The sequence below is a fragment of the Aeromicrobium sp. Leaf272 genome (assembly GCF_001422865.1).
In the GTDB taxonomy this organism is placed as follows: domain Bacteria; phylum Actinomycetota; class Actinomycetes; order Propionibacteriales; family Nocardioidaceae; genus Aeromicrobium.
This window is the reverse complement of sequence record NZ_LMMY01000013.1, coordinates 349,996-371,590: the sequence shown is the minus strand read 5'-3', so window position 1 is coordinate 371,590 and position 21,595 is coordinate 349,996. Positions and strand designations below refer to the sequence as shown.

22 protein-coding genes and 1 tRNA gene are annotated in these 21,595 nt (G+C 71.8%); 5 read left to right on the top strand and 18 right to left on the bottom strand.

Annotated elements, in window-relative coordinates; all coding sequences use genetic code 11:
- Window positions 1-28 precede the first annotated feature (28 nt).
- Together ASF38_RS10995 and ASF38_RS10990 are read left to right on the top strand one after the other, a co-directional pair.
- Window positions 29-1,996: a M13 family metallopeptidase gene (locus ASF38_RS10995; RefSeq protein WP_056576521.1), complete on the top strand. Its 1,968-nt coding sequence runs from the start codon at window positions 29-31 to the stop codon at window positions 1,994-1,996.
- Window positions 1,993-3,222, top strand: coding sequence for an MFS transporter (locus tag ASF38_RS10990; protein WP_200914503.1), 1,230 nt, complete (start codon window positions 1,993-1,995; stop codon window positions 3,220-3,222). Before ASF38_RS10995 ends, ASF38_RS10990 begins: the two co-directional genes overlap by 4 nt.
- Here the strand turns inward: ASF38_RS10990 and ASF38_RS10985 are convergent.
- From ASF38_RS10985 to ASF38_RS10965, 5 genes are all read right to left on the bottom strand, one after another.
- A complete protein-coding gene (locus tag ASF38_RS10985) occupies window positions 3,203-4,264 on the bottom strand; it encodes an HTTM domain-containing protein (protein WP_056576044.1) in 1,062 nt (353 codons plus the stop codon). The two genes, ASF38_RS10990 and ASF38_RS10985, sit on opposite strands and share 20 nt — an antisense overlap.
- The gene (locus ASF38_RS10980) at window positions 4,261-5,034 is read right to left on the bottom strand and encodes a DUF5819 family protein (protein ID WP_056555277.1); all 774 of its coding nucleotides are present in this window, start codon (window positions 5,032-5,034) and stop codon (window positions 4,261-4,263) included. The genes ASF38_RS10985 and ASF38_RS10980 overlap by 4 nt, the downstream gene beginning before the upstream one ends.
- 76 nt (window positions 5,035-5,110) lie before the next feature.
- Window positions 5,111-6,460 carry a hypothetical protein gene (locus ASF38_RS10975; RefSeq protein ID WP_056555273.1) on the bottom strand — a complete coding sequence of 450 codons (1,350 nt, stop codon included), beginning with the start codon at window positions 6,458-6,460 and terminating at the stop codon, window positions 5,111-5,113.
- Between the two features lie 163 nt (window positions 6,461-6,623).
- Complete coding sequence (locus ASF38_RS10970) at window positions 6,624-7,526, bottom strand: HTTM domain-containing protein (protein WP_162237348.1); 903 nt, start codon at window positions 7,524-7,526, stop codon at window positions 6,624-6,626.
- 80 nt (window positions 7,527-7,606) lie between these two features.
- On the bottom strand, window positions 7,607-8,386 hold the full coding sequence (locus ASF38_RS10965; protein WP_156366899.1) for a DUF5819 family protein: 780 nt from the start codon (window positions 8,384-8,386) through the stop codon (window positions 7,607-7,609).
- Between the two features lie 40 nt (window positions 8,387-8,426).
- Between ASF38_RS10965 and ASF38_RS10960 the strand changes: the two genes are divergently transcribed.
- On the top strand, window positions 8,427-8,903 hold the full coding sequence (locus ASF38_RS10960) for a GNAT family N-acetyltransferase (protein ID WP_235497655.1): 477 nt from the start codon (window positions 8,427-8,429) through the stop codon (window positions 8,901-8,903).
- Between the two features lies 1 nt (window position 8,904).
- Here ASF38_RS10960 and ASF38_RS10955 read toward each other — a convergent pair whose 3' ends face one another.
- From ASF38_RS10955 to ASF38_RS10945, 3 genes are all read right to left on the bottom strand, one after another.
- Complete coding sequence (locus tag ASF38_RS10955) at window positions 8,905-9,402, bottom strand: MarR family winged helix-turn-helix transcriptional regulator (RefSeq protein WP_082480694.1); 498 nt, start codon at window positions 9,400-9,402, stop codon at window positions 8,905-8,907.
- Window positions 9,402-11,030 carry an MDR family MFS transporter gene (locus ASF38_RS10950; RefSeq protein ID WP_369796993.1) on the bottom strand — a complete coding sequence of 543 codons (1,629 nt, stop codon included), beginning with the start codon at window positions 11,028-11,030 and terminating at the stop codon, window positions 9,402-9,404. The genes ASF38_RS10955 and ASF38_RS10950 overlap by 1 nt, the downstream gene beginning before the upstream one ends.
- Before the next feature lie 92 nt (window positions 11,031-11,122).
- A complete protein-coding gene (locus ASF38_RS10945) occupies window positions 11,123-11,866 on the bottom strand; it encodes an SDR family oxidoreductase (RefSeq protein WP_056576035.1) in 744 nt (247 codons plus the stop codon).
- An 89-nt stretch (window positions 11,867-11,955) separates the two neighbouring features.
- Between ASF38_RS10945 and ASF38_RS10940 the strand changes: the two genes are divergently transcribed.
- Complete coding sequence (locus ASF38_RS10940) at window positions 11,956-12,339, top strand: DUF1304 domain-containing protein (protein WP_056555265.1); 384 nt, start codon at window positions 11,956-11,958, stop codon at window positions 12,337-12,339.
- Here the strand turns inward: ASF38_RS10940 and ASF38_RS10935 are convergent.
- The 10 genes from ASF38_RS10935 to ASF38_RS10895 form a co-directional block, all read right to left on the bottom strand.
- Entirely contained in the window at window positions 12,295-12,891 is a 597-nt protein-coding gene (locus tag ASF38_RS10935; protein ID WP_056555262.1) for a dihydrofolate reductase family protein, read from the bottom strand. The genes ASF38_RS10940 and ASF38_RS10935 overlap by 45 nt on opposite strands.
- A gap of 96 nt (window positions 12,892-12,987) precedes the next feature.
- A complete protein-coding gene (gene katG, locus ASF38_RS10930; RefSeq protein ID WP_156364845.1) occupies window positions 12,988-15,180 on the bottom strand; it encodes a catalase/peroxidase HPI in 2,193 nt (730 codons plus the stop codon).
- A gap of 96 nt (window positions 15,181-15,276) precedes the next feature.
- Complete coding sequence (locus tag ASF38_RS10925) at window positions 15,277-15,693, bottom strand: Fur family transcriptional regulator (protein ID WP_056576032.1); 417 nt, start codon at window positions 15,691-15,693, stop codon at window positions 15,277-15,279.
- A gap of 72 nt (window positions 15,694-15,765) precedes the next feature.
- Window positions 15,766-16,260 (bottom strand): nucleoside deaminase, encoded by a 495-nt coding sequence (locus tag ASF38_RS10920; protein ID WP_056576029.1) that lies wholly within the window; start codon window positions 16,258-16,260, stop codon window positions 15,766-15,768.
- Between the two features lie 702 nt (window positions 16,261-16,962).
- A tRNA-Ala gene (locus tag ASF38_RS10915) sits at window positions 16,963-17,035 on the bottom strand.
- Between the two features lie 75 nt (window positions 17,036-17,110).
- A complete protein-coding gene (locus tag ASF38_RS10910; protein WP_056576025.1) occupies window positions 17,111-17,755 on the bottom strand; it encodes a histidine phosphatase family protein in 645 nt (214 codons plus the stop codon).
- On the bottom strand, window positions 17,752-18,111 hold the full coding sequence (rsfS, locus tag ASF38_RS10905) for a ribosome silencing factor (RefSeq protein WP_056576023.1): 360 nt from the start codon (window positions 18,109-18,111) through the stop codon (window positions 17,752-17,754). Before rsfS ends, ASF38_RS10910 begins: the two co-directional genes overlap by 4 nt.
- A complete protein-coding gene (nadD, locus tag ASF38_RS10900; protein ID WP_200914502.1) occupies window positions 18,108-18,785 on the bottom strand; it encodes a nicotinate-nucleotide adenylyltransferase in 678 nt (225 codons plus the stop codon). The genes rsfS and nadD overlap by 4 nt, the downstream gene beginning before the upstream one ends.
- Window positions 18,786-18,799: 14 nt before the next feature.
- The gene (locus ASF38_RS18195; RefSeq protein WP_164468780.1) at window positions 18,800-18,943 is read right to left on the bottom strand and encodes a hypothetical protein; all 144 of its coding nucleotides are present in this window, start codon (window positions 18,941-18,943) and stop codon (window positions 18,800-18,802) included.
- Between the two features lie 61 nt (window positions 18,944-19,004).
- A complete protein-coding gene (locus ASF38_RS10895) occupies window positions 19,005-20,249 on the bottom strand; it encodes a glutamate-5-semialdehyde dehydrogenase (RefSeq protein ID WP_056576020.1) in 1,245 nt (414 codons plus the stop codon).
- A 66-nt stretch (window positions 20,250-20,315) separates the two neighbouring features.
- On the opposite strand from ASF38_RS10895, the gene ASF38_RS10890 reads away from it, so the two are divergent.
- Window positions 20,316-21,569, top strand: a complete 1,254-nt coding sequence (locus ASF38_RS10890) for an endonuclease/exonuclease/phosphatase family protein (protein WP_055965151.1) — start codon at window positions 20,316-20,318, stop codon at window positions 21,567-21,569.
- Window positions 21,570-21,595: the final 26 nt, after the last annotated feature.

The window sequence follows — 21,595 nt, the reverse complement described above, 5'->3', positions numbered from 1 at the left end:
CCCCACTCCCCATGGCACAGGGCCTGCCATCGACACCGCCGCCTTCGACCCAGGCGTCCGCCCTCAGGACGACCTCTTCCGGCACGTGAACGGTCCGTGGCTCCGGGACGCGGCGATCGAGCCGGACCGCGCCACCGCCGGAGCGTTCGTGACCCTCGTCGACGAGGCCGAGAAGACCGTCCGGGGCATCGTCGAGGGCTGTCGCGACGCTCTCGACGGCGCCGGCCAGGACGGCGTCGACCACGATGGGGACTCCCGCAAGATCGGCGAGCTCTACGCCAGCTTCATGGACACCGACCGGATCGACGCCCTCGGCACCGAGCCGCTGCAGGAGGACTTCGCCCTGGTCGACGGGATCGCCGACGTCCCGACCTTCGTCCACGTGCTCGGGCGGCTCGAACGGTCCGGCGTCGGGAGCGTGCTGGGCATGTACATCGCTCCCGACCGCGGCAACCCCGACCGCTACGTCACGCACCTGGTGCAGAGCGGCATCGGCCTGCCCGACGAGTCCTACTACTCCGACGACGACTTCGCCGGGGTGCGCGAGGCCTACCTCTCCCACCTCGAGACGATGTTCACGCTCGGCGGGTTCGAGTCGCCGGCGGAGCGCGCGGCGCGGGTGCTCGACCTCGAGACCGCCATCGCGTCCCACCACTGGGACCGGGTGGCCTGCCGCGACGCGCAGAAGACCTACAACCTCATGGACCTCGACGCGCTGCAGACGCTGGTCGGTCCCCTGGACCTCGCCACGTGGTCCCAGGCCGCCGGCATCGGACGCGACGTGCTCGCGGAGGTCGTCGTGTCGCAGCCGTCGTTCCTCGAGGGCGTCGCCGGGCTCGTCACGGCCGACCGGCTGCCCGCCTGGCGCGACTGGCTGCGCTGGCAGGTCCTGCACGCCGCCGCGCCGTACCTGCCCGCGGCCTTCGTCGAGGAGAACTTCTCCTTCTACGGACGCACGCTGAGCGGGACCGACGAGCTGCGCCCGCGCTGGAAGCGTGGCGTCGGCTTCGTCGAGTCGGCCATGGGTGAGGCGATCGGCAAGATCTACGTCCGCACCGAGTACCCGCCGACGTCCAAGGACCGCATGGACGACCTCATCGAGCACCTCGTCGAGGCGTACCGGCGCAGCATCACCGCCCTGCCCTGGATGAGTGACACCACGAAGGCCGAGGCTCTCGAGAAGCTCGCGGCCTTCACCCCGAAGGTCGGCCACCCCGACGCCTTCAAGGACTACTCGGCGCTCGAGACCGACCCGACCGACCTGCTGGGCAACGCCCGACGTGGGCTGTCGGTGGCGATGGACCGCGAGCTGGCCAAGATCGGGCGACCGATCGACCGCGACGAGTGGTACATGACGCCGCAGACCGTGAACGCGTACTACAACCCCACCATGAACGAGATCGTCTTCCCTGCGGCCATCCTGCAGCCGCCGTTCTTCCACGCCGACGCCGACGACGCCGTCAACTACGGCGCCATCGGCGCGGTGATCGGGCACGAGATCGGGCACGGGTTCGACGACCAGGGCAGCCACTTCGACGGCACGGGGGCCCTGCGCAACTGGTGGACCGACGACGACCGGGTGGCCTTCGAGAAGCTCACGGCCGCCCTCGTCGAGCAGTACGCGGCGCTGTCGCCCGAGGGTGCCGACGGGCACACCGTCAACGGCGAGCTCACGATCGGCGAGAACATCGGCGACCTGGGTGGGCTCGGCATCGCCTACCAGGCGTACCGGATCGCCACCGGCGGTGAGGCACCCACGATCGACGGGCTGACAGGTGACCAGCGGTTCTTCATCTCGTGGGCCCAGGCCTGGCAGGCCAAGGTGCGACCGGCCGAGACGGTCCGCCGCCTCACCGTCGACCCGCACTCGCCGCCGGAGTTCCGCTGCAACCAGGTCGTGCGCAACATCGACGCCTTCCACGAGGCGTTCGGCGTCACGCCCGACGACGAGCTGTGGCTCGCGCCCGAGGACCGTGTGACCATCTGGGCGTCGTGACCGAGCAGGCGCGCCTGCAGCGCCGGATCCTGCGGACCCTCGTGGCCGTGCAGGTGGTCGGCGGCGTCGGCAACGGAGCCGGTCTGGCCGTGGGCGTGCTGCTCCTGCGGGAGGTCTCGGGCTCGTCGGGCTGGGCCGGGATGTCGACGGTCATGCTCACCCTGGGTGCGGCGCTCGCGACCGTCCCGCTCGCGACGCTGGCGGTCCGTGCCGGGCGCAGGCCGGCCCTGGCCACCGGCTGGTTCCTCGGCGCGGTCGGGGCCGCCGTGGTGGTGCTCGGTGCCGACGCCGACAGCCTGCCGCTCGTCCTGGTCGGACTGTTCCTCTGCGGTGTCAGCACGGCCTCCAACCTGCAGTCGCGCTTCGCGGCGGTCGACCGCGCCGAGCCGCGGCACGTCGGACGGTCCCTCGCGCTCGTCACGTGGGCCACGACCGTCGGCGCCGTGCTCGGGCCCAACCTGATCGGGCCGGGCACCACCACGGCTCGGGCCCTCGGCGTGCCCGACCTCGCCGGTCCCCTCGTCTTCTCGTGCGTGGCCTTCGCGGTGGCCGGCACCGTGGTCCTCGTGCTCCTGCGGCCCGACCCGCTGCCGCCGGCCCGGCGCGACGGGATCGACGTCCCGGTGCCCCGGGTCCGCGCCGCCCTGCCGCACGTGCGGGGCGAGACGCGCACGGCCGTGGTCACCATCGCGCTCGCCCACGCCGTGATGGTGTCCGTCATGGCCCTCACCCCGGTCCACATGCAGGACCACGGTGCCGGGGTGGAGGTGATCGGATTGACCATCAGCCTGCACATCGCCGGCATGTACGCACTGTCACCGGTCATGGGGTGGCTGGCGGACCGCTGGGGTCCGGCTCGCACCATCCTCGCCGGTCAGCTCGTGCTGGTCGCCGCCGTCGTGGTCGCCGGGACGTCCGGTACCTCGGAGGTGCGGATCACGGTCGGCCTGGTGCTCCTGGGCCTGGGCTGGTCGGCCGCCACCATCGCCGGGGCGGCGCTGCTCACCCGGTCCACCGATCCCGCGGTGCGCCCGCTGGTGCAGGGGCTCGGCGACCTGACGATGAACTTGGCCGGGGCCGCGGGAGGCCTCCTGGCGGGCGTGCTCGTGGCGTGGCAGGGCTTCGGCACGCTCAACGCGGTCGCCGGCACGCTCGTGGTGCCCGTCGTGCTGCTGGTGGTCGCCGGACGGCGGGCCGCCCAGCAGGTCAGCGTCGGAACACGCTGAAGCGGATCCGGTCGACGACGCTCAGGACGCGGTCGTACCACCAGTCGGCCACGCGGTCGGCCACCGCGTAGCGGGCGTCCGCCGTCCGGTCCAGGACGGGCCAGAACAGGTCCGCCACGCGCTCCCCCAGCTCGGCCCACCGGTCGTCGCTCACGAACAGCCCCGTCACCGCGATGACCGCCAGCGACGACCACGGCGTGCCGAGCACCACGGCGAAGAGCAGGTTGACGACGATCGCGACAATCGCCACCAGGTCGCGGCTCCCCCGCCGCAGCAGCATCGGTGCGAAGAACAGCTGCACGCCGAGCACGGTCCACGTGAGGACCGCCAGGAGGACGTCACCGTTGGAGATGAGGTCCGAGAGCCACGGGAACGGTCGGAACTCCGGCAGCTGCAGCGTCGTGTAGAGGGCGGTGCCGTCCTGCCAGGCGGGCTGGGAGACCTTGTCGAGGCCGCCGGCGAAGTACGCGAGGATCGTCTGGGTGCCCAGGCCCACCAGGCCGACGTTGTGCATCCCGGTGCGCAGCCACTCAGGCGCGACGTCGTCGCTGTCGCGCGGCTCGACCCGGTTCGCGTCGAGCGACCAGACCTCGGAGGTTCGCATGAGCAGCATCCACAGCAGCGCGAGCCGGACGAGGTTGTCGCCGATCGACCCCAGCACCGGGTTCTGCGCGGTGACGGCGATGAACCCGACGAGCACCACGATGGTCATCGCCTTGGCGTGCCATCCCAGCACGAGTCCCACGGCCCCCAGGATCACCGCCACGTAGATGGCGGTGAGCAGGTCACCGCTCACCCCGTCGAGCAGCGCGATCTCGGGGAACCGACTCACGGCGCGGGCGGGCTCGGCCCACGCGGAGGCGTCGCCGACCCACACCTGTCGGGTGGAGAAGTTCGTCAGCAGCAGCCCCAGCACGCACAGGCCGATGAGGATCCGTGCTGCCGCCACGGCGTGCAGGGCGTGGCGTTCCGACGTGAGCCACCGCTCCGCCGACCTGCGCGTGCTGCCGATCGCGTCCCTGACGCGCCAGATCGTGCTCATGCGTCCGCCAGGTAGGAGTCGAAGGCGGACTGTGCCTCGGCGGAACCGCGCACCGCACGTCGCCACCCGGCGTCGAACCACTCGAAGTCCACGGCGGTGATCCGTTCGGCGTCGCGCTGCTCGTGCGGCGGCACGATCCGGCGGCCCACCCGGTACTGGACCTGGACGACCCTCTGGTCGGAGTAGGCCTGGGTGTAGAGCGAGGCGAAGCGGGTCACCATCGTGTCGAGGTCCAGGTAGCCGCGCACGGCGTCGGCCGGCACTCCCGCACCCTGCAGGGCCCCGCGCAGCTCCGCGACGGGGCGGCCGGCGTAGGAACCGAGGACGACGCGACGACCGGACGATCCCAGACCGAACATCGCGTTGTTCAGGTTGGTGGCGAGCCGGCGGCCGGCGAGGTGCACGCGCGCGGGGGCGACGTCGTTGCGCGTCCGGGTCAGGTCGGCACGGGTGACGTCGAGCCAGGGGGTCTGTCTCACCTCGTCCTTCCCCACACGCACACGGGCCCGGACCCAGAGCGACTCGTCGACCCGCTGGGAGCTGGGCTCGAGCAGGTCCCACGACTGCCGGAAGTACGGGTCGACGTACCTGGCGAGCAAGGATCCTCCAGCCACCTCGCGGACCGGGCCCGACGGGGCGAGCCACAGGGCGAGCAGCACCGAGTGGACGAGAGCGAGCGAGGCGAGCACCAGGACGAGGGTCGTGCGCCAGTCGTGCCGAGGGACGTCGGCCCGCCGCGATCCGCCACTGCCACCTCCCTCCACCGACATGCCTTCCATCGTAGGTCGTGACAGACGCCTGCCCGGTGACCGAGACCGGTCACCGGGCAGGCGTCGTGCTACGTCGTCAGATCTTCAGACGACGACGCTCGTTGATGAGCACCGCGGCTCCGAAGAGCACCAGGCCGAGACCCAGCAGCCAGAACGGCAGCAGGTTCGGGGCACCGGTGGCCGGCAGCGTGGTCGTGACGTCGGCGTCGGCCTGCGCGTCAGCGTCCGCAGCAGCGTCGGCCTGGGCGTCGGAGTCGGCGTCGGCCACCGCGTCGGCGTCAGCGTCAGCGTCGGCGTCGGCGTCAGCGTCGGCATCGGCGTCGGCGTCGACGTCGGCCTGCGTGTCGGCGTCGTCGGCCTGCGTGGCCAGGGCGTTCGGGCCACAGCTCGTGCGAGCCAGGTCCAGGGCCACGGCCGGGTTGTCGCCGATGCCGAGCGCGGTCAGGCTCAGCGCGGTGACCTCGATCGCCTCGCCGTCGGCGTCGACGACCTGCTTGTTGATCGTGCCGTTCACGACGGGCTTCAGGGCCTCGCCCAGCTGGTTCAGCAGGCTGGTCTCGACGGCGTCGAGGATCGGCGTGACCAGCTGCTGCTGGACCGTGGCGACGAGAGCGGCCAGCGGGCCGAGAACGGCGCCGAGGCTGTCGTTGAGCGACTGCTCGAGCGTGGCGATGATGCCGTCGACCACACCGTTGACCAGGTCCTGGACACCGGGACCGACGAGCGCGGTGTTGGGCTCGCCCGCGCCGAGCTCGACCGGGATGATCACGTCGTTGCCCTCGGGCAGGTCGACGATCAGGTTGATGCTGGCGACCTGCGAGGTGCCGGTGGCGTCGGCGCCGGCCTCGGCGGTGCACTGGCTGGTGACGGCACCGATCTCGGCGCGGACGTCGATGACGCCGGTGACGGCGTCGAGGACGGGGTCGAGCGCGGCCTCCTGGATCGCGGTCAGCAGCGGCGTCAGGGCGGCCTCGAAGAGCGGGCCGGTGACCGGGTCGAGCCCGTCGAGGATCCCGTCGAGGATCGTGCCGGTGTTCACGGCACCGGGCGCGATGTCGGCGCCGATGGTCGAGAGGTCGATCGACGCGAGCGTCGGGATGGCGATGGGCGCGACGGCGGCCGCAGCCTCGGAGGTGCCCCGGTCGCCGTCCAGACCGGTGGAAGCCGTCTGGTCGAAGGCGCTGACGCCCTGCGTCGAGAGGCCGGTGCCGCACAGGCCCGTGCCGTTGCTGGGAGCACCCTCACCGGTCGAGACCGCAGCGCACTCCTGCGAGTCGACGATGCCGGTGATGCCGGAGGCGGTGACGGCGCTGGCGTTGGACTGCGCCACGGTCTCGTCGGCGCCGCTGGCGGAGAAAGAGACCGCGGTCGTGATGAGCAGGGTGCCCAACCCGAGCGCGAGGGTGTTTCTGCCGAGCTTGTTCATGTGGAAAGACTCCCGTGTCGCTGTTGTTGCGGCGCGAGAAGATTATTCCCTCGACGTGTGCCGCGTGCCAGTGACGACCACCACAGGCGGCCGCGGGCAACATCTTACGCAGATCTCAGGCAATCGTGGGTCTTCGGTCCCATCGGGCGGACGCTGAGACGCATCACACACCGATGGACTCGTCCTGCCCGCGAACCTCTCGGCCCCTGCGGTTCCGGGCCGTTCGGGCTCGCCACCAGCGTCCAGCACGCCGCCAGGAAGCGTCGCTCACGAGCATCATGTCGACCGCGATCATGACGAGCGAGAAGTACATGATCCCCATGAACACCCCGATCCCGAGGTGCATGCCGGTGACCACCACGAGGGCCAGGGCTCGCGTGCTGCGGTAGAGCAGCAGCACCGGGAAGAGCAGCTGCACGACGATCGCGGTCCAGGTGGCCAGCAGGACGATCGGCTCCGCGCTGGAGAACGGATGGATGAGGTCGCGCCACGGCGAGTAGGCCTCGGTCTGCAACGGGAAGTAGACCGCTCGCCCGCTCATCCACACGTCGCTCTGCACCTTCCACAGCGCCGAGCCGACGTAGACCATCACCACCTGGTGGATGATCAGGACGACCGCCAGGTTGTGCAGCGTCGTCGAGAGCCACGGCGGCACGATCGGTCGGACCGCCCCCCTGCGCCCACGCAGCCAGGCGTCGACGGAGAAGTGCCGGCCCGAGTCGGTGAAGCACGCGTACAGGAGGACCATGCGCAGGATGGCGTCACCCCCGGAGCCGACGAAGGGGTTGCTCACGTACAGCGACATCCACAGGAACAGGGTGAGGACGGCCGCACCGCGGGTCCACAGACCGACCATGAGGAGGAGGCCTGCCACCACGGTGAGCAGGTAGAGGAGGTCGAACGTCAGTCCGTCGGCCTGCTGGAAGATGCCGAGGACTCCCGGCCACGGCTTCGCGTCGCGCACCGACGACGTCCACGCCGCGCCGTCGCCCCACGTGTAGTGCCGATCGGGCCAGTTGACGAGCATCTGCGTCCAGACGATGAGGCCCAGCACGATGCGCGTCACCGCGAGTCCCCGAGTCGCGTGCGGACGGGCCGTGAGCCAGTCCCAGGCCCGGTCGAGCCCGCCCCCCACCCCGGCCGCCCTCATCGGTGCGACGCCCAGAAGTCGCGGATCGAGGCCCGCTCGGCCTCGTCGCCACGGAGGGGCTCGCGCCACCCGTTGATCCGCTGACGCACGGCGGGCCGCGCCCGCTCGCGGCCGTCCGCATCCTCGCCGCGAGCCTCCCAGGGCGTGACCCCCTGGCTGCGCGTCGCGTAGCGGACGGCGACCAGCCGGCTGTCCGGTCGCTGTGCCTCGAGTGCCTCGGTGGCGAGCCGGGTGGTAGCACGGTCGTACACGAGGTAGAGATCCACCTGGCTGTCGTCGAGCGCGTCGTCGGAGCCGGCACGCAGGTCCTGGGCGAGGCGCTGCCAGGACACGACGTCCTCCGGGTCCGCCACGTCCGCGACCTCGCGCTGGTCGGTGTCGAGGGTGCCGTACCTCGAGCCGAGCGGACCGTAGAGCTTGTTCGTGACGTAGCCCGCCCGCCCGCCGACGAGCCGGTGGCGCACCAGGTCGAGCTCGACGTCGGTCCAGTCGAGCCAGTCGGTGACCACGAGCTCGCCGTCCTGCTCGTAGGCGCCCTGGAACCGGACGGTGCGGTCGGCCGAGACCGGGTTGGGCGCGAAGAGCCGCCAGTTCTGGGCGAAGTAGGCGCCCAGGTAGGAGGTGGCCGGACGCGCGGCCTCGGAGTACGTGTTGGGCGGCAGCGCGGCGAGCGTCACCACGACGAGGTGGCCGGCTGCTGCGACGGCGACCAGGCCGACGACCACCAGACGCCACCACGGCGGGCGCGGTCGCGCGGTCGGCTCCTCTCGCTGCACCTGCACACGGTACTCGGACCCCGGTGTGGATGATGGACTCGTGCGCATCGAGACGGCCTCGCCCCACGACCCCGACGTCGCCGTCCTCCTCGACGAGCACCTCGCGCAGATGCGCGCCACCTCGCCTCCCGGCAGCGTCCACGCGCTTCCGCACGACGCTCTGGCGAGGGACGACGTCGTGCTCGTCGCGGCCAGGCGTGCCGGGCCGGGGCACGACGGGGACCGGTTGCTGGGCATCGGGGCCCTCAAGCGGCACGCTGGCGGCCTCGGGGAGCTGAAGGCCATGCGCACCACCGAGGATGCACGCGGCGCCGGTGTGGGCGCCGCCGTCCTGGACCATCTGGTCCGGGTCGCGCGTGCACGGGGGTTGACCCGCGTGAGTCTCGAGACCGGGACCCAGCCCGCGTTCGAGCCGGCCCGCCGGCTCTACGCCCGGCGCGGGTTCGTCGAGTGCGGTCCCTTCGCGTCGTACGTCCTCGACCCGCACAGCGTCTTCATGACGCTCTCGCTCGACTGAGTCAGGACGCGTCGGGCTCCACGTCGAACGTCGCGTTGTAGCGGTGCAGCGAGTCCGCCACGGCCAGCAGGTCGCCCTCCTGCCACCCCGCGAAGCGCTCACCGAGCGCCGTCCGCCGGTCGACGTCGACGTCACGGATCCGCCGTCGACCCTCGTCGCTGGCCGACAGCAGCGTGGCCCGCCCGTCCTCCGGGTCGGGGGTGCGATCGACCAGACCGAGCTCCAGCAGGTGCTGGACGGACCGACTGACGGCGGCCTTGTCGAGCTCCAGGACCCCGCAGAGCGAGCTCCCCCGCACCGGTCCGTCCGCCTCGACCTGCGCCAGGACCAGGTAGCCGACGGGCTGCAGGTCCGGGTGCACCGAGTGGGCCCGCTCCACGACCGCACGGCGCGCCCGCCTCAGCAGCACACCCACCTCGAGCTCGACCAGCCGCAGCGCGCCCAGCGCGCCCGGCTGGGTGCCGCTGTCGTCGTGCGTCGAGGTGGGCGCGGCGGTCATCAGAGGCTCGCCACGGTGTCGGCGGGCTGCCCCTCGGACTCGAGCTCGTCCACGTCCTTCTCGATGGTGGTGCGCAGCGGCACCTCCTTGATGAACAGGATGCAGACCAGGGCCGCGACCGCGAAGGGCGTCGCCACCATGAAGATGTGGCCGAAGGCTTCCCCGAACGAGGCTTCGTAGAGGGTGCGGAACGGGCCCGGCAGCGCCGAGATGTCCGGGATGTGGCCGGTCGACTGCTGAGCGGCCTCGAGATCTGCACGGTCGAGCTGACCGGATGCCGTCAGCTGCTGGACACCGTCGCTGACGTTGCGCTTGACGTCGTGGCTGAGGATCGTCCCGAGCACCGCGACGCCCACCGATCCGCCCATCGAGCGGAAGAAGGCGACGACCGAGCTGGCGGCCCCCATGTCCTCGAGACGCGTGTTGTTCTGCACGGCCAGGACCAGGTTCTGCATGGTGGCGCCGAGGCCGAGGCCCACGAGGGCCATGTACAGGCCGACGGTCCACAACGGCGTCGAGCCGTCGATCGTGCCGAGCAGGGCGAAGCCGGCCGTCACGAGGACCATGCCGCCGACGAGCCAGCGCTTCCACACACCGGTGCGGCTGATGATGCGCCCGGAGGTGATGCTCGAGACGAGCAGGCCGCCGACCATGGCGATCGACATCAGCCCGGCCTCGGTCGGCGACATGCCGCGCGAGAACTGGAAGTACTGGCTCAGGTACACGGTGGCGCCGAACATCGCGATGCCGATCATCACGGAGGCGAGGGTGGCCAACGACGTGGTCCGGTCGCGGAAGAGACGCAGTGGGATGATCGGCTCGGTGGCGAACCGCGCCTCGACGACGAGCGCGGCGGCGATGAGCACCGCGCCACCGACCACCAGACCGGCCGACGTGGCCGACGCCCACGCGAAGCTGGAGCCGGCGAGCGAGACCCACACCAGCAGCAGGCTCACGCCGCCCATGATGAGGGTCGCTCCCGCGTAGTCGATCGAGACCTCGCGGCGGACCACGGGCAGGTGCAGGGTGCGCTGCAGCAGCACGAAGGCGGCGAGGGCGAAGGGCAGGCCGACGAAGAAGCAGCCGCGCCAGCCGAGCGGGCTGTCGACGATCAGTCCGCCGATGAGCGGGCCACTGACCGTGGCCAGCGCGAAGACGGCGCCGATGTAGCCGGAGTAGCGGCCCCGCTCACGCGGGGTGACCATCGAGGCGATGACGACCTGCACGAGTGCGGTCAGGCCGCCGACGCCGAGCCCCTGCAGGGCGCGCGCACCGATGAGGACGCCCATGCTGGGCGCGAACGCCGCCACGAGCGAGCCGGCCGAGAAGATCACCAGGGCGATCTGCACGAGCATCTTCTTGCTGAACAGGTCGGCCAGCTTGCCCCAGATCGGGGTGGTGGCGGTCATGGCCAGCAACGTGGCGACGACGACCCACGTGTAGCCGGTCTGGCTGCCCTCGAGGTCGGTGACGATGCGCGGCAGCGCGTTGGTGACCACGGTGCTCGACAGCATCGCGACGAACATCGCGAGCAGCAGGCCACTGAGGGCCTCGAGCACCTGGCGGTGGGTCATCTGGCCCGCGGCCTCGGCTGCGGGCGCCTGGGTGGTGGCACTGGGTTCGGACACGGGGGCTCGCTTCACGGGAGGACGGATTGGTTGACTCCGTCAACTATAGCGAGATGGTTGATCAGCGCAACCAATGGTCGACGTGAGGTGGCTCACCGCCGGGCCAGCCGCTCCCCGAACTCCGGCCCCTCCCCCGTCGCGCCCGGGCGGCCGCGCAGCGCACCGGAGGCGATCCCCGTGCCGTAGGCGCCGGGCAGCGAGACCTGCACGACCCGGCCGCGGCGCCCGGTCGCCGCCAACCACTGCCGGGCGAGATCGGCGACCACCTCGTCGCGCGGTCCGACCAGGTCCGGCACCCGACCCTGCGGCCCGGCTTCTACGAGGTCGACCAGGCGCTCGGCCACGGTGTCCCCCGCCACGGGCCGGGCGAGGATCCGCGGCACGAGGGAGACGCTGCCGACGGAGGCGAAGCCCAGGGCCTGCTCGGCGAACTCGTGCACCTGCGTCGCCCTCTGGATCGTCCACGGAACAGGGCCGGTGGCCACCATCCGCTCCTGCGCGAGCTTGCCTGCGTAGTAACCCGCGTCGATGTCGTCGATGCCGACCACCGAGAGCGCCACGTGGTGCCCCACGCCGGCCCGGGCCCCCGCGGTGAGCAGCCGGCGCGTCACGGTGGTCGTGAAGCGCACCGCCGCACCCGCCGAGAGGGTGACGACGTTGGTGAGGTCCAGCACGGCGTGGGCTCCTGCGAGGGCGTCGTCGAGACCGGCCCTGCTCCGCCGGAGGTCGTGACCGCTGCCTCGGGACAGCACCGTCACGTCGTGGCCCCGCCGGCGAGCACGCTCGACGACCACCCGTCCGATGACCCCCGTACCGCCTGCGACGACGACCTTCACGGCACCTCCTGCTCTCGGTGGACCGTACGCCCGCAGGGGTGCGCGGTGCCAGACCCCCGACCGACACCTCGATCGGCGATGATGTCGCCATGCTCATCGTCGGTCTGGTCCTCGTGGGGCTCGCCGCCCTGCTGCACGTCTACATCTTCTGGCTCGAGTCGTTCGCGTGGACCTCGGCCCGCGGGCGGGCGACCTTCGGCACGACCGTCGAGGAGGCTCAGGCGACGCGGGAGCTGGCCTACAACCAGGGCTTCTACAACCTGTTCCTGGCTCTCGTGGCGGGCGCAGGCGTGATCCTCGTGGCCGTCGACGAGACCGTCGTCGGGGCCACGATGGCGTTCGTCGGCGCGGGCTCGATGCTGGCCGCCGCTGCGGTGCTGCTGCTCTCGAGCCCGGACAAGGCCCGCGCCGCGGTCACCCAGGGAGCGCTACCTCTGCTCGGCGTCGTCGCCCTGGCCGTGGGCCTGGCCTGACGCCTCGACGGAGTACACCAGCCGCGCGAACTGCCCCACGGCCGTGGCGCTGCGCAGCCGCAGGCGGGACGACTCCACACGGCGCGGGAGCAGCGGGGCGCCGCTGCCGAGCGTGACCGGGGCGACGGAGACCGCGATCTCGTCGAGCGCGTCGGCCTCGAGGAACTGGGCGGCGAGGTCCCCTCCCCCGACGACCCACACGTCGCGGCCAGCCGCGGCCTCGCGGATCCGCGGCAGCACGTCGGCGACGGGACCACGCACCAGACGCACGTCGGCGCCGGCGGGCACGGGGAGGTCGCGGGTGGTGAACACGAAGGTGGGGCGGTCGCCGTGGAAGCCCTGCCACTTCTCCGGGTGCTCCAGCACGTCCTCGGTGCGCAGGAGCCACTCGTAGGTGCTGGACCCCTCCACCAGCACCGCCGCGTCGGCCGGCAGGAGCCCCTCCTCGGGCTGCTCGCCGCCGTCGACGGCGAACAGCCAGTCGAGGGAGTGCTGCTCGTCGGCGATCCAGCCGTCGAGGCTCGTGGCCGTGTCGTAGACGATGCGTCCCATGCGGTGAGCGTAGGCGCGAGCTCCGACAGGCCGGATCGACACGACGAGGGGCCCGGACCGTGGTGGTCCGAGCCCCTCGCGGGTCGTGCTCCTCGCTCAGCGCTGCACGTCGAAGCGGTCGGCCTCCATGACCTTGACCCAGGCCCCGACGAACTCGTCGACGAACGCGTCGGCACCGTCGTCGCTCGCGTAGACCTCGGCCACGGCGCGCAGCTCGGAGTTCGAGCCGAACACGAGGTCGGCGCGGCTCCCGGTCCAGCGCACCTCGCCGGAGGCGTCGCGACCCTCGTAGATGCCGGCCTCGGGATCGACCGACGTCCAGGTGACGTCCATGTCGAGCAGGTTCACGAAGAAGTCGTTCGTGAGCGTGCCCGGGCGGTCCGTCAGGACGCCCAGCGTGGACCGGTCGTAGGTGGCGCCGAGGGCGCGCAGACCGCCGACGAGGGCCGTCATCTGCGGGGCGCTGACGCCGAGCAGGTTCGCGCGGTCGACGAGCAGGTGCTCCGCCGGCAGCCGGTTGCCCTTGCCGAGGTAGTTGCGGAACCCGTCGGCACGCGGCTCCAGCCACTCGAAGGACTCGACGTCGGTGTGCTCGAGCGTGGCGTCGACGCGGCCCGGGGTGAACGGGACCGCGATCTCACGGCCGGCCGCCTTGGCGGCCTGCTCGATGCCGACGCCACCGGCGAGGACGATCAGGTCGGCCAGCGACACCGAGGTGCCGGAGTCCGCCTGGATGCCCTCGAGGACGCCGAGCACCCGACGCAGCTCGCCGGGGTTGTTGACCTCCCAGCCGATCTGCGGCTCGAGGCGCACGCGAGCGCCGTTGGCGCCGCCGCGCTTGTCGCTGCTGCGGAACGTCGAGGCCGAGGCCCACGCCGTGCTCACGAGGTCGGTCACGCTCAGGCCGGAGTCGGCGATGCGCTGCTTGAGGTCCGCGACCGCGGCCTCGTCGAGCGGCGCACCGGTGGCCTCGGGCAGCGGGTCCTGCCAGATGAGCGTCTCGGAGGGGACCTCCGGGCCGAGGTAGCGCTGGATCGGACCCATGTCACGGTGCGTCAGCTTGAACCAGGCCCGCGCGAAGGCGTCGGCGAACGCGGCCGGGTCGTCCTTGAAGCGGCGCGAGATCTTCTCGTACGCCGGGTCGACACGCAGCGCCAGGTCGGTGGTCAGCATCGTGGGCTTGCGGTTCGGACCACCGTGGGCGTCGGGGATGATCGCCTCGGCGTCCTTGGCGACCCACTGCGCCGCGCCGGCCGGGCTCTCGGAGAGCTCCCACTCGTAGCCGAACAGGATCTCCAGGTAGTCGTTCGTCCACTGCGTCGGCTTGGTGGTCCAGGTGACCTCCAGGCCCGACGTGATGGTGTCGTTGCCGTGGCCGGTGCCGAAGGAGTTCTTCCAGCCCAGGCCCTGCTGCTCGATGGGAGCGCCCTCGGGCTCCGCACCGACGTGGGCGTCGGGGTCGGCAGCACCGTGGGTCTTGCCGAAGGTGTGACCTCCCGCGATCAGGGCGACGGTCTCCTCGTCGTTCATCGCCATGCGACCGAACGTCTCGCGGATGTCGCGGGCCGACGCCATCGGGTCGGGGTTGCCGTTGGGGCCCTCGGGGTTGACGTAGATGAGGCCCATCTGGACGGCGGCCAGCGGCTTCTCGAGGTCGCGGTCGCCGGAGTAGCGCTCGTCACCGAGCCACGTGGTCTCCGGGCCCCAGTACACGTCGGCGTCGGGCTCCCACACGTCCTCGCGACCACCGGCGAAGCCGAAGGTCTCGAAGCCCATGGACTCCAGCGCCACGTTGCCGGTGAGGACCATGAGGTCCGCCCAGGAGAGGTTCTTGCCGTACTTCTTCTTGACCGGCCAGAGCAGGCGGCGGGCCTTGTCGAGGTTGCCGTTGTCGGGCCAGCTGTTGAGCGGGGCGAAGCGCTGCTGACCGGCACCGGCGCCGCCGCGGCCGTCGTGCACGCGGTACGTGCCGGCACTGTGCCAGGCCATGCGGATCATGAGGCCGCCGTAGTGGCCGAAGTCGGCCGGCCACCAGTCCTGCGAGGTGGTGAGCACCTGCTCGATGTCGCGCTTGACCTCGGCGAGGTCGAGGGACTCGAAGGCGGCGGCGTAGTCGAAGTCCTCGCCGTGCGGGTTCGCGACGGCGGGGTTCTTCGCCAGGACCTTGAGGTTGACGCCCTCGGGCCACCAGACCTTGTTCGCGTCCTGGCGGGTGGGGTGGGGCAGTGACTCGTGCGCGACGGGGCAGCCGCCTCCGGCAGCGCCCTTGGCGTGGTCCGGCTCGTTCATCTCGCCGACTTCGGCGTCGGGCTTGTCGTGCTCGCTCACGTGGGTTCCTCTCACGGGGTTGGACAGGTCGGGCGGTCCGCGTCGATGACGCGGGAGTCAGGCGGCGCAGGAGGGGCAGGTGCCCCAGAAGATGACCTCGGCCTCGTCGATGACGAAGCCGTGGTCGGACGAGGGGACGAGGCAGGGGGCCTCGCCCGTGGCGCAGTCGACGTCGGCGATGTCGCCGCAGCCGCGGCACACCACGTGGTGGTGGTTGTCCCCCACGCGTCGCTCGTAGCGTGCGGTGTGGCCGTGCGGCTGGATGCGCCGGACGATCCCCACCTGGGTGAGGGCGGCCAGCGTGTCGTAGACCGCCTGGTGCGAGACGTCGGGGACGAGGGTCCGGGCGGCGTCGATGACGGTGGCGGTGTCGGCGTGCGGCGTCCGTTCGAGCGCGTCGAGGACGGCCACCCGGGGGCGCGTGACGCGCAGTCCCGCCTCCCTCAGGAGCTCGGGTGCCTCGATCGACGTCATGCCCCCGACTGTAGCCACTTTCTTGAACGAGTCAAGAAACGACACGCGAACATCAGGTGCGCGGTGCGGTGCTCACCGCCGCGCGCGGTCACGTTCGACGCGGGCCCGGTGCAGCGCCTGCATCTCGTCGGCGAGCTCGGGGGCGGGACCGTCGACCACGACTCCCGGCACCACCTGCTCGATGGGCAAGGTGGCCACAGGCGGGGCGGGCTCCCCCCATCCGTCGAGCCACTCGGTGAGCTGCGTGGCTCGCACCGCGACGACGATGCGTCCCAGCCCGACCCAGCCGTGAGCCGCGGAGCACATGGCACAGTGCTCCCCCGTCGTGTACGCGGTCGCGCCGGCTCGCTCAGCCGGCGCCAGGTGCGCCCCGGCCCATGTGGCGAGCGCGAGCTCCGGATGGCGTGTCGCGTCCCCGCCACCCTCCTGGTTGCGCTCCTCCAGCAGCACGGTGCCATCGGCGCCGACCAGCAACGATCCGAAGGGCATGTCGCCGCGCTCGAGCGCCTCGCGGGCGAGCACGACGCAGCGGCGCAGGTGGATGAGGTCCGTGTCGGTCAGCGTCATGGGGCCATCATCGGCCAGGGCACGCGTCCCGCGCCACAGGACCGGTCCGGCCCCCGCCCGTCCCGCCTGCCCGGCGCGGCGATGGGCCGTCAGAGGTAGGTGGCCCGCGTATCCCGGCCCGTCCAGGTAGGCCCGCCGCGGATACACCGTGCGTATCCGCGGCACATCTACCGCCGCCCCCGCGGGTAGCGCGGCCTACCTACCCCCCCCACGGCCCCGACCGGGGACACAGGTGCGTCCTCGGCTCGATCCTGATCCCGGGCCGCCAGCGGTAGGTGGCGCACCGAACGACGCAGTCAGAGGTAGGTGACGCACCTGTCGCGACCGTCGAAAGGTGCGACACCTACCTCCGACACCCACGAAACGTGCGACACCTACCTCTGACCGCCCAAGCCGCGACCCGAGAGCCCGACCGGTCCCCCTACCGGCTGCCCGGTCGAGGCCCTCTCGGGGAGCAGGTCCACGAGGAGCCGAGGAAGCGCAGCCGCAGGTCATGTCCGAGTCAGCCGCCGCGGCAACGAAGGAGACCCCCAGTCTCGAGGACTGGGGGCCTTCGCTCGTTCGAGTGGAGCATAGGAGACTCCGTCGCTCGCAGAGCTCGCTCCTCCCCGAATCACCGGTTCCGATTCGAACGAGAGAAGGCCCCTGCCGGAACGAAGAAGACCCCCAGTCTCGAGGACTGGGGGCCTTCGCTCGTTCGAGTGGAGCATAGGAGATTCGAACTCCTGACCTCTTCCATGCCATGGAAGCGCGCTACCAACTGCGCCAATGCCCCTCGCGGGTGGTACCCGACCGGGTCGAGCACCGAGTGAACACTCTAGACCCTGCCGCGGAGCGACTCAAACCGGGGTCACTCGTCGTCGGACATGACCGGCTCGGGCAGCGTGCCGGCGTTCCACTCCGTGAGCCGCCAGCGCGTCCCGTGCGCCGGCGAGATCTGCTCGAGCGCGATCCAGGAGCAGTTCGAGAGCCCGGCGAACGTCCGCCACGTGGCCTCAGGGAAGCCCAGGAACGTGCAGGCCCCGACCCGCAGCACCGCGCCGTGCGCCACGACCACGAGCGTCTGCTCGTCCTTCAGCGACTCGAGCGCCTCGGTGAGCGCCTCCGACAGGCGCGCGCCGGCCTCGGCGTGCAGCTCCGCCTGCGGGAACCGCTCCTCGCGGTCCTCCAGCATCGCCTTCATGAGCTCGGGGAAGCGGTCCCACGACTCGCGCCACGTGAGGCCCTCGCGCTCACCGAAGTTCATCTCGCGCAGGCGCTCGTCGAGCTCGACGGGCACGCCGGTCACCCGCGACAGCTCCTCGGCGGTGTCGCGCGCCCGTTCGAGGTCGGAGCTGAGGATCCGCACCGGCCGGAGCGACGCGAGGCGTGCGGCGGCCGCGCGCGCCTGCTCGCGTCCGACGTCGTCGAGCGACGTGTCGGTCTGTCCCTGCACCCGGCCCGCGACGTTCCACTCCGTGCGCCCGTGGCGCCAGAGCACGACCCGACGCGTCATGCCGACGTGAGGCTGATGGTCGGGCAGTCGCTCCACAGACGCTCGAGGGCGTAGAAGGCCCGCTCCTCGCTGTGCTGCACGTGCACCACGAGCTCGGCGAAGTCGATGAGCACCCACCGGCCGTCGCGCTCGCCCTCGCGCCGCACGGGCTTGGCGCCGAGCTCCAGCAGCTTCTCCTCGATGGCGTCCTTCACGGCTCGCACCTGCGGCTGGTTGCTCGCGCTGCACAGCAGGAAGACGTCGGTGATGTAGAGCTGCTCGGAGACGTCGAAGGCGAGGATCTCGGTGGCGAGCTTCTCGTCGGCGGCGGCGGCGGCGGCGCGGGCGAGCTCGATCGCCCGGTCGGACGCGGTCATGGGGAGTCCTCGGAGTCGGGGTCGGTTCCCGGGACGGCCCCTGGGGGCGCCTCGGGGGGCGGGGAGTAGAGACGGTGCTTGCCGATGTACTGGACCACGCCGTCGGGGACGAGGTACCAGACCGGCTCGCCCGACGTGACGCGCACACGGCAGTCGGTCGACGAGATGGCCAGGGCCGGGATCTCGACGAGCGTGATGCGCTCGACGGGGAGTCCCTCCAGCGTCTGCTCGTCCATCTCGTGCCCGGGGCGCGTGCAGCCGACGAAGTGGGCCAGCTCGAAGAGCTCCTCGTGGTCGCGCCAGGTGAGGATCGCCGCCATCGCGTCGGCGCCGGTGATGAAGTACAGGTCGGCGTCGGGCATGTCCGCGGCCAGGTCGCGGAGGGTGTCGATGGTGTAGGTGGGCCCGTCGCGGTCGATGTCGACCCGGCTGACCTCGAAGCGGGGGTTCGCCGCCGTGGCGATCACCGTCATGAGGTAGCGGTGCTCGGCGGTCGAGACCTCCCGGTCGGCCTTCTGCCAGGGGCGACCGGTCGGCACGAAGACGACCTCGTCGAGGTCGAACCACGACTGCACCTCGCTCGCCGCCACGAGGTGGCCGTGGTGGATCGGGTCGAACGTGCCACCCATGACGCCGACGCGACGTCGTCGCGTGGGCAGGGGCTCGGCGACCACGGACCCTGACGTGCTCAGGAGTGCTCGCGACCCTTGCCGAAGGCCAGCAGCGCGAACAGCAGGATCAGCAGGATCGCGAGGGCGACACCGCCGATGATGTACGGGTTGATGTGGCCGCCCTCGGCGGACTCTTCGGCTGCGACCAGGAACTCGAGCATGGTCGCAATCTACCAGCGCGGGCAGGGCGGGCCGACGTGGTGGTGCTCGACCCCGTGATGCTCAGCGCACGTGGCCGTCGCCGGTCACCACGTACGTCGTGGTCGTCATCTCCTGCAGGCCCATCGGACCGCGTGCGTGCAGCTTCTGGGTGGAGATCCCGATCTCGGCCCCGAAGCCGAACTCGCCTCCGTCGGTGAACCGGGTCGACGCGTTGACCATCACGGCGGCCGAGTCGACCCCCAGGGTGAACCGTCGCGCCGCGTCGATCGACCGCGTGACGATCGCCTCGGTGTGCCCCGACGACCAGGTGCGGATGTGCTCCACCGCGTCGTCGAGCGAGTCGACCACCGCGGCGGCGATGTCGAGCGACAGGTACTCGGTGGCCCAGTCGTGGTCGGACGCCGCCAGCACGCCCGGGACGGCGGCGAAGGCTGCGTCGCCGTGGACGGTCACGCCCGCGGTCTGCAGCGCCTCGGTGACGCGCGGCAGGAACTCCTCGGCCACGTCGCGGTGCACGAGCAGCGACTCCGCGGCGTTGCACACGCTGGTGCGGTGGGTCTTGGCGTTGAGCACGATGTCGAGCGCCATGTCGAGGTCGGCGTCGGCGTCCACGTAGACGTGCACGTTCCCGGTCCCGGTCTCGATGACCGGTACGGTCGACTGCTCGACGACGGTACGGATCAGCCCGGCTCCCCCGCGCGGGATCACCAGGTCGACGAGCCCACGTGCCTGCATCAGCTCCGTGGCGCTGGAGCGGTCGTGGGCGGGAACGGCCTGGACCACGTCGGCGGGCAGACCGGCGGCGGCGATCGCGTCGCGCATGACGTCGACGATCGCGGCGTTGGACCGGGCCGCGGACCGGGACCCCCGCAGCAACGACGCGCTGCCGGCCTTGAGACAGATGGCAGCGGCGTCGGCGGTGACGTTGGGTCGGCCCTCGTAGATCATCGCGATGACGCCCATGGGCACACGCAGCTGCTCGAGCCGCAGGCCGTTGGGCAGCGTGGACCCGCGGACGACCTCGCCGACGGGGTCGGGAAGGGCGGCGACGTCGCGCACGCCCTGTGCGAAGGCCGCCACCCGGTCGGCGTCCAGGAGCAGGCGGTCGATCACGTTCTCGGGGGTGCCGTCGGCGCGGGCGGTCTCGACGTCGGCCGCGTTCTCGGCCACGATCCGCTCGTTGGCGGCGACGAGCGCATCGGCCATCGCGAGCAGGGCAGCGTCCTTCTGCGCCCGCGACGCGAGAGCGAGGGTCCGGGCGGCGGTCCGCGACCGTCGGGCGAGCTCGTGCACCTGTTCCTTCACGCCCCGATCGTAGCGAGGGCGGGGGACGTCACCCGTCGTTCACCCGCGCCTGGAACAGTGCCGCGCATGACTCGGGGACCCTTCACCACGCGCGGCGGGCGCGCACCGGCACGACGCCTCGCCCTCGCACTCGCCCTCGTCCTGGGCGGTACCGTCCTGGCCGTGCCCTCCACGTCGTCGCCCGCCGAGGCCCACGGCGGTGGCCACCACGGTCCCGGCCACGAGCCGTCGGTGCGGTTCGCGACGTTCAACGCCTCGCTCAACCGGCCGGCCGAGGGCGACCTGCGGCGCGACCTGACCACCGACGCGAACGCCCAGGCGCGGGCGGTCGCCGAGACGATCCAGCGCGCCCGGCCCGACGTGCTCGTGCTGCAGGAGGTCGACCACGACCCGGAGGCGCTGCGTCTGCTCGCGCGGAACTACCTGGCGCGGGGCTGGAACGGGGCGGAGCCGATCCGCTACCGGTACACGTTCACGGCGCCGGTCAACACGGGCGTCCCGACCGGTCTCGACCTGAACGGCGACGGGACCACGGACGGTCCCGACGACGCGTACGGCTTCGGCGCGTTCCCCGGCCAGTACGGCATGGCGGTGCTGAGCCGCTACCCGATCGACGCGAAGCGGATCCGCACGTTCCAGAAGCAGCTGTGGAAGGACATGCCGGGCAACCGCATGCCGTCCGGCTACTACTCCCCCGAGGCCGTCGACGTCCTGCGCCTGTCGAGCAAGTCCCACTGGGACGTGCCCGTGAAGGTCGGCCGTCGGTCGGTCCACCTGCTCGTCAGCCACCCGACGCCGCCGGTCTTCGACGGCCCCGAGGACCGCAACGGCCGTCGCAACGCCGACGAGATCCGGTTCTGGGCGGACTACGTCGGCTCCCCTCGCCAGGCGCGCTGGATCAGGGACGACAGCGGCCGGCGCGGGGGCCTCTCCCCCGCCGCCCCGTTCGTCGTCGCCGGCGACCTGAACTCCGACCCCGTCGACGGCGACTCCCTCCCCGGTGCCGCGAACCAGCTGCTCGACCTGCCCCGCGTGAACACGTCGGTGACGCCGTCCAGCGAGGGTGCCGTGGAGGCGGCCCGACTGCAGGGCGGGGCGAACGACGCACACCGGGGCGACCCGAGGTTCGACACCGCCGACTTCGCGGAGCCGCCGGGCAACATCCGAGCCGACTACGTGCTGCCGAGCCGGGACCTGCGCATCCGCGACGCCCGCGTCTTCTGGCCCACGCAGGCCGACCCCCTGTCACGGCTCACCGGCACGTTCCCGTTCCCGGCCTCGGACCACCGGCTCGTCTGGGTCGACGTCGACCGGCCCTGACTCCCGGGGACGCAGGATCCTGCGTG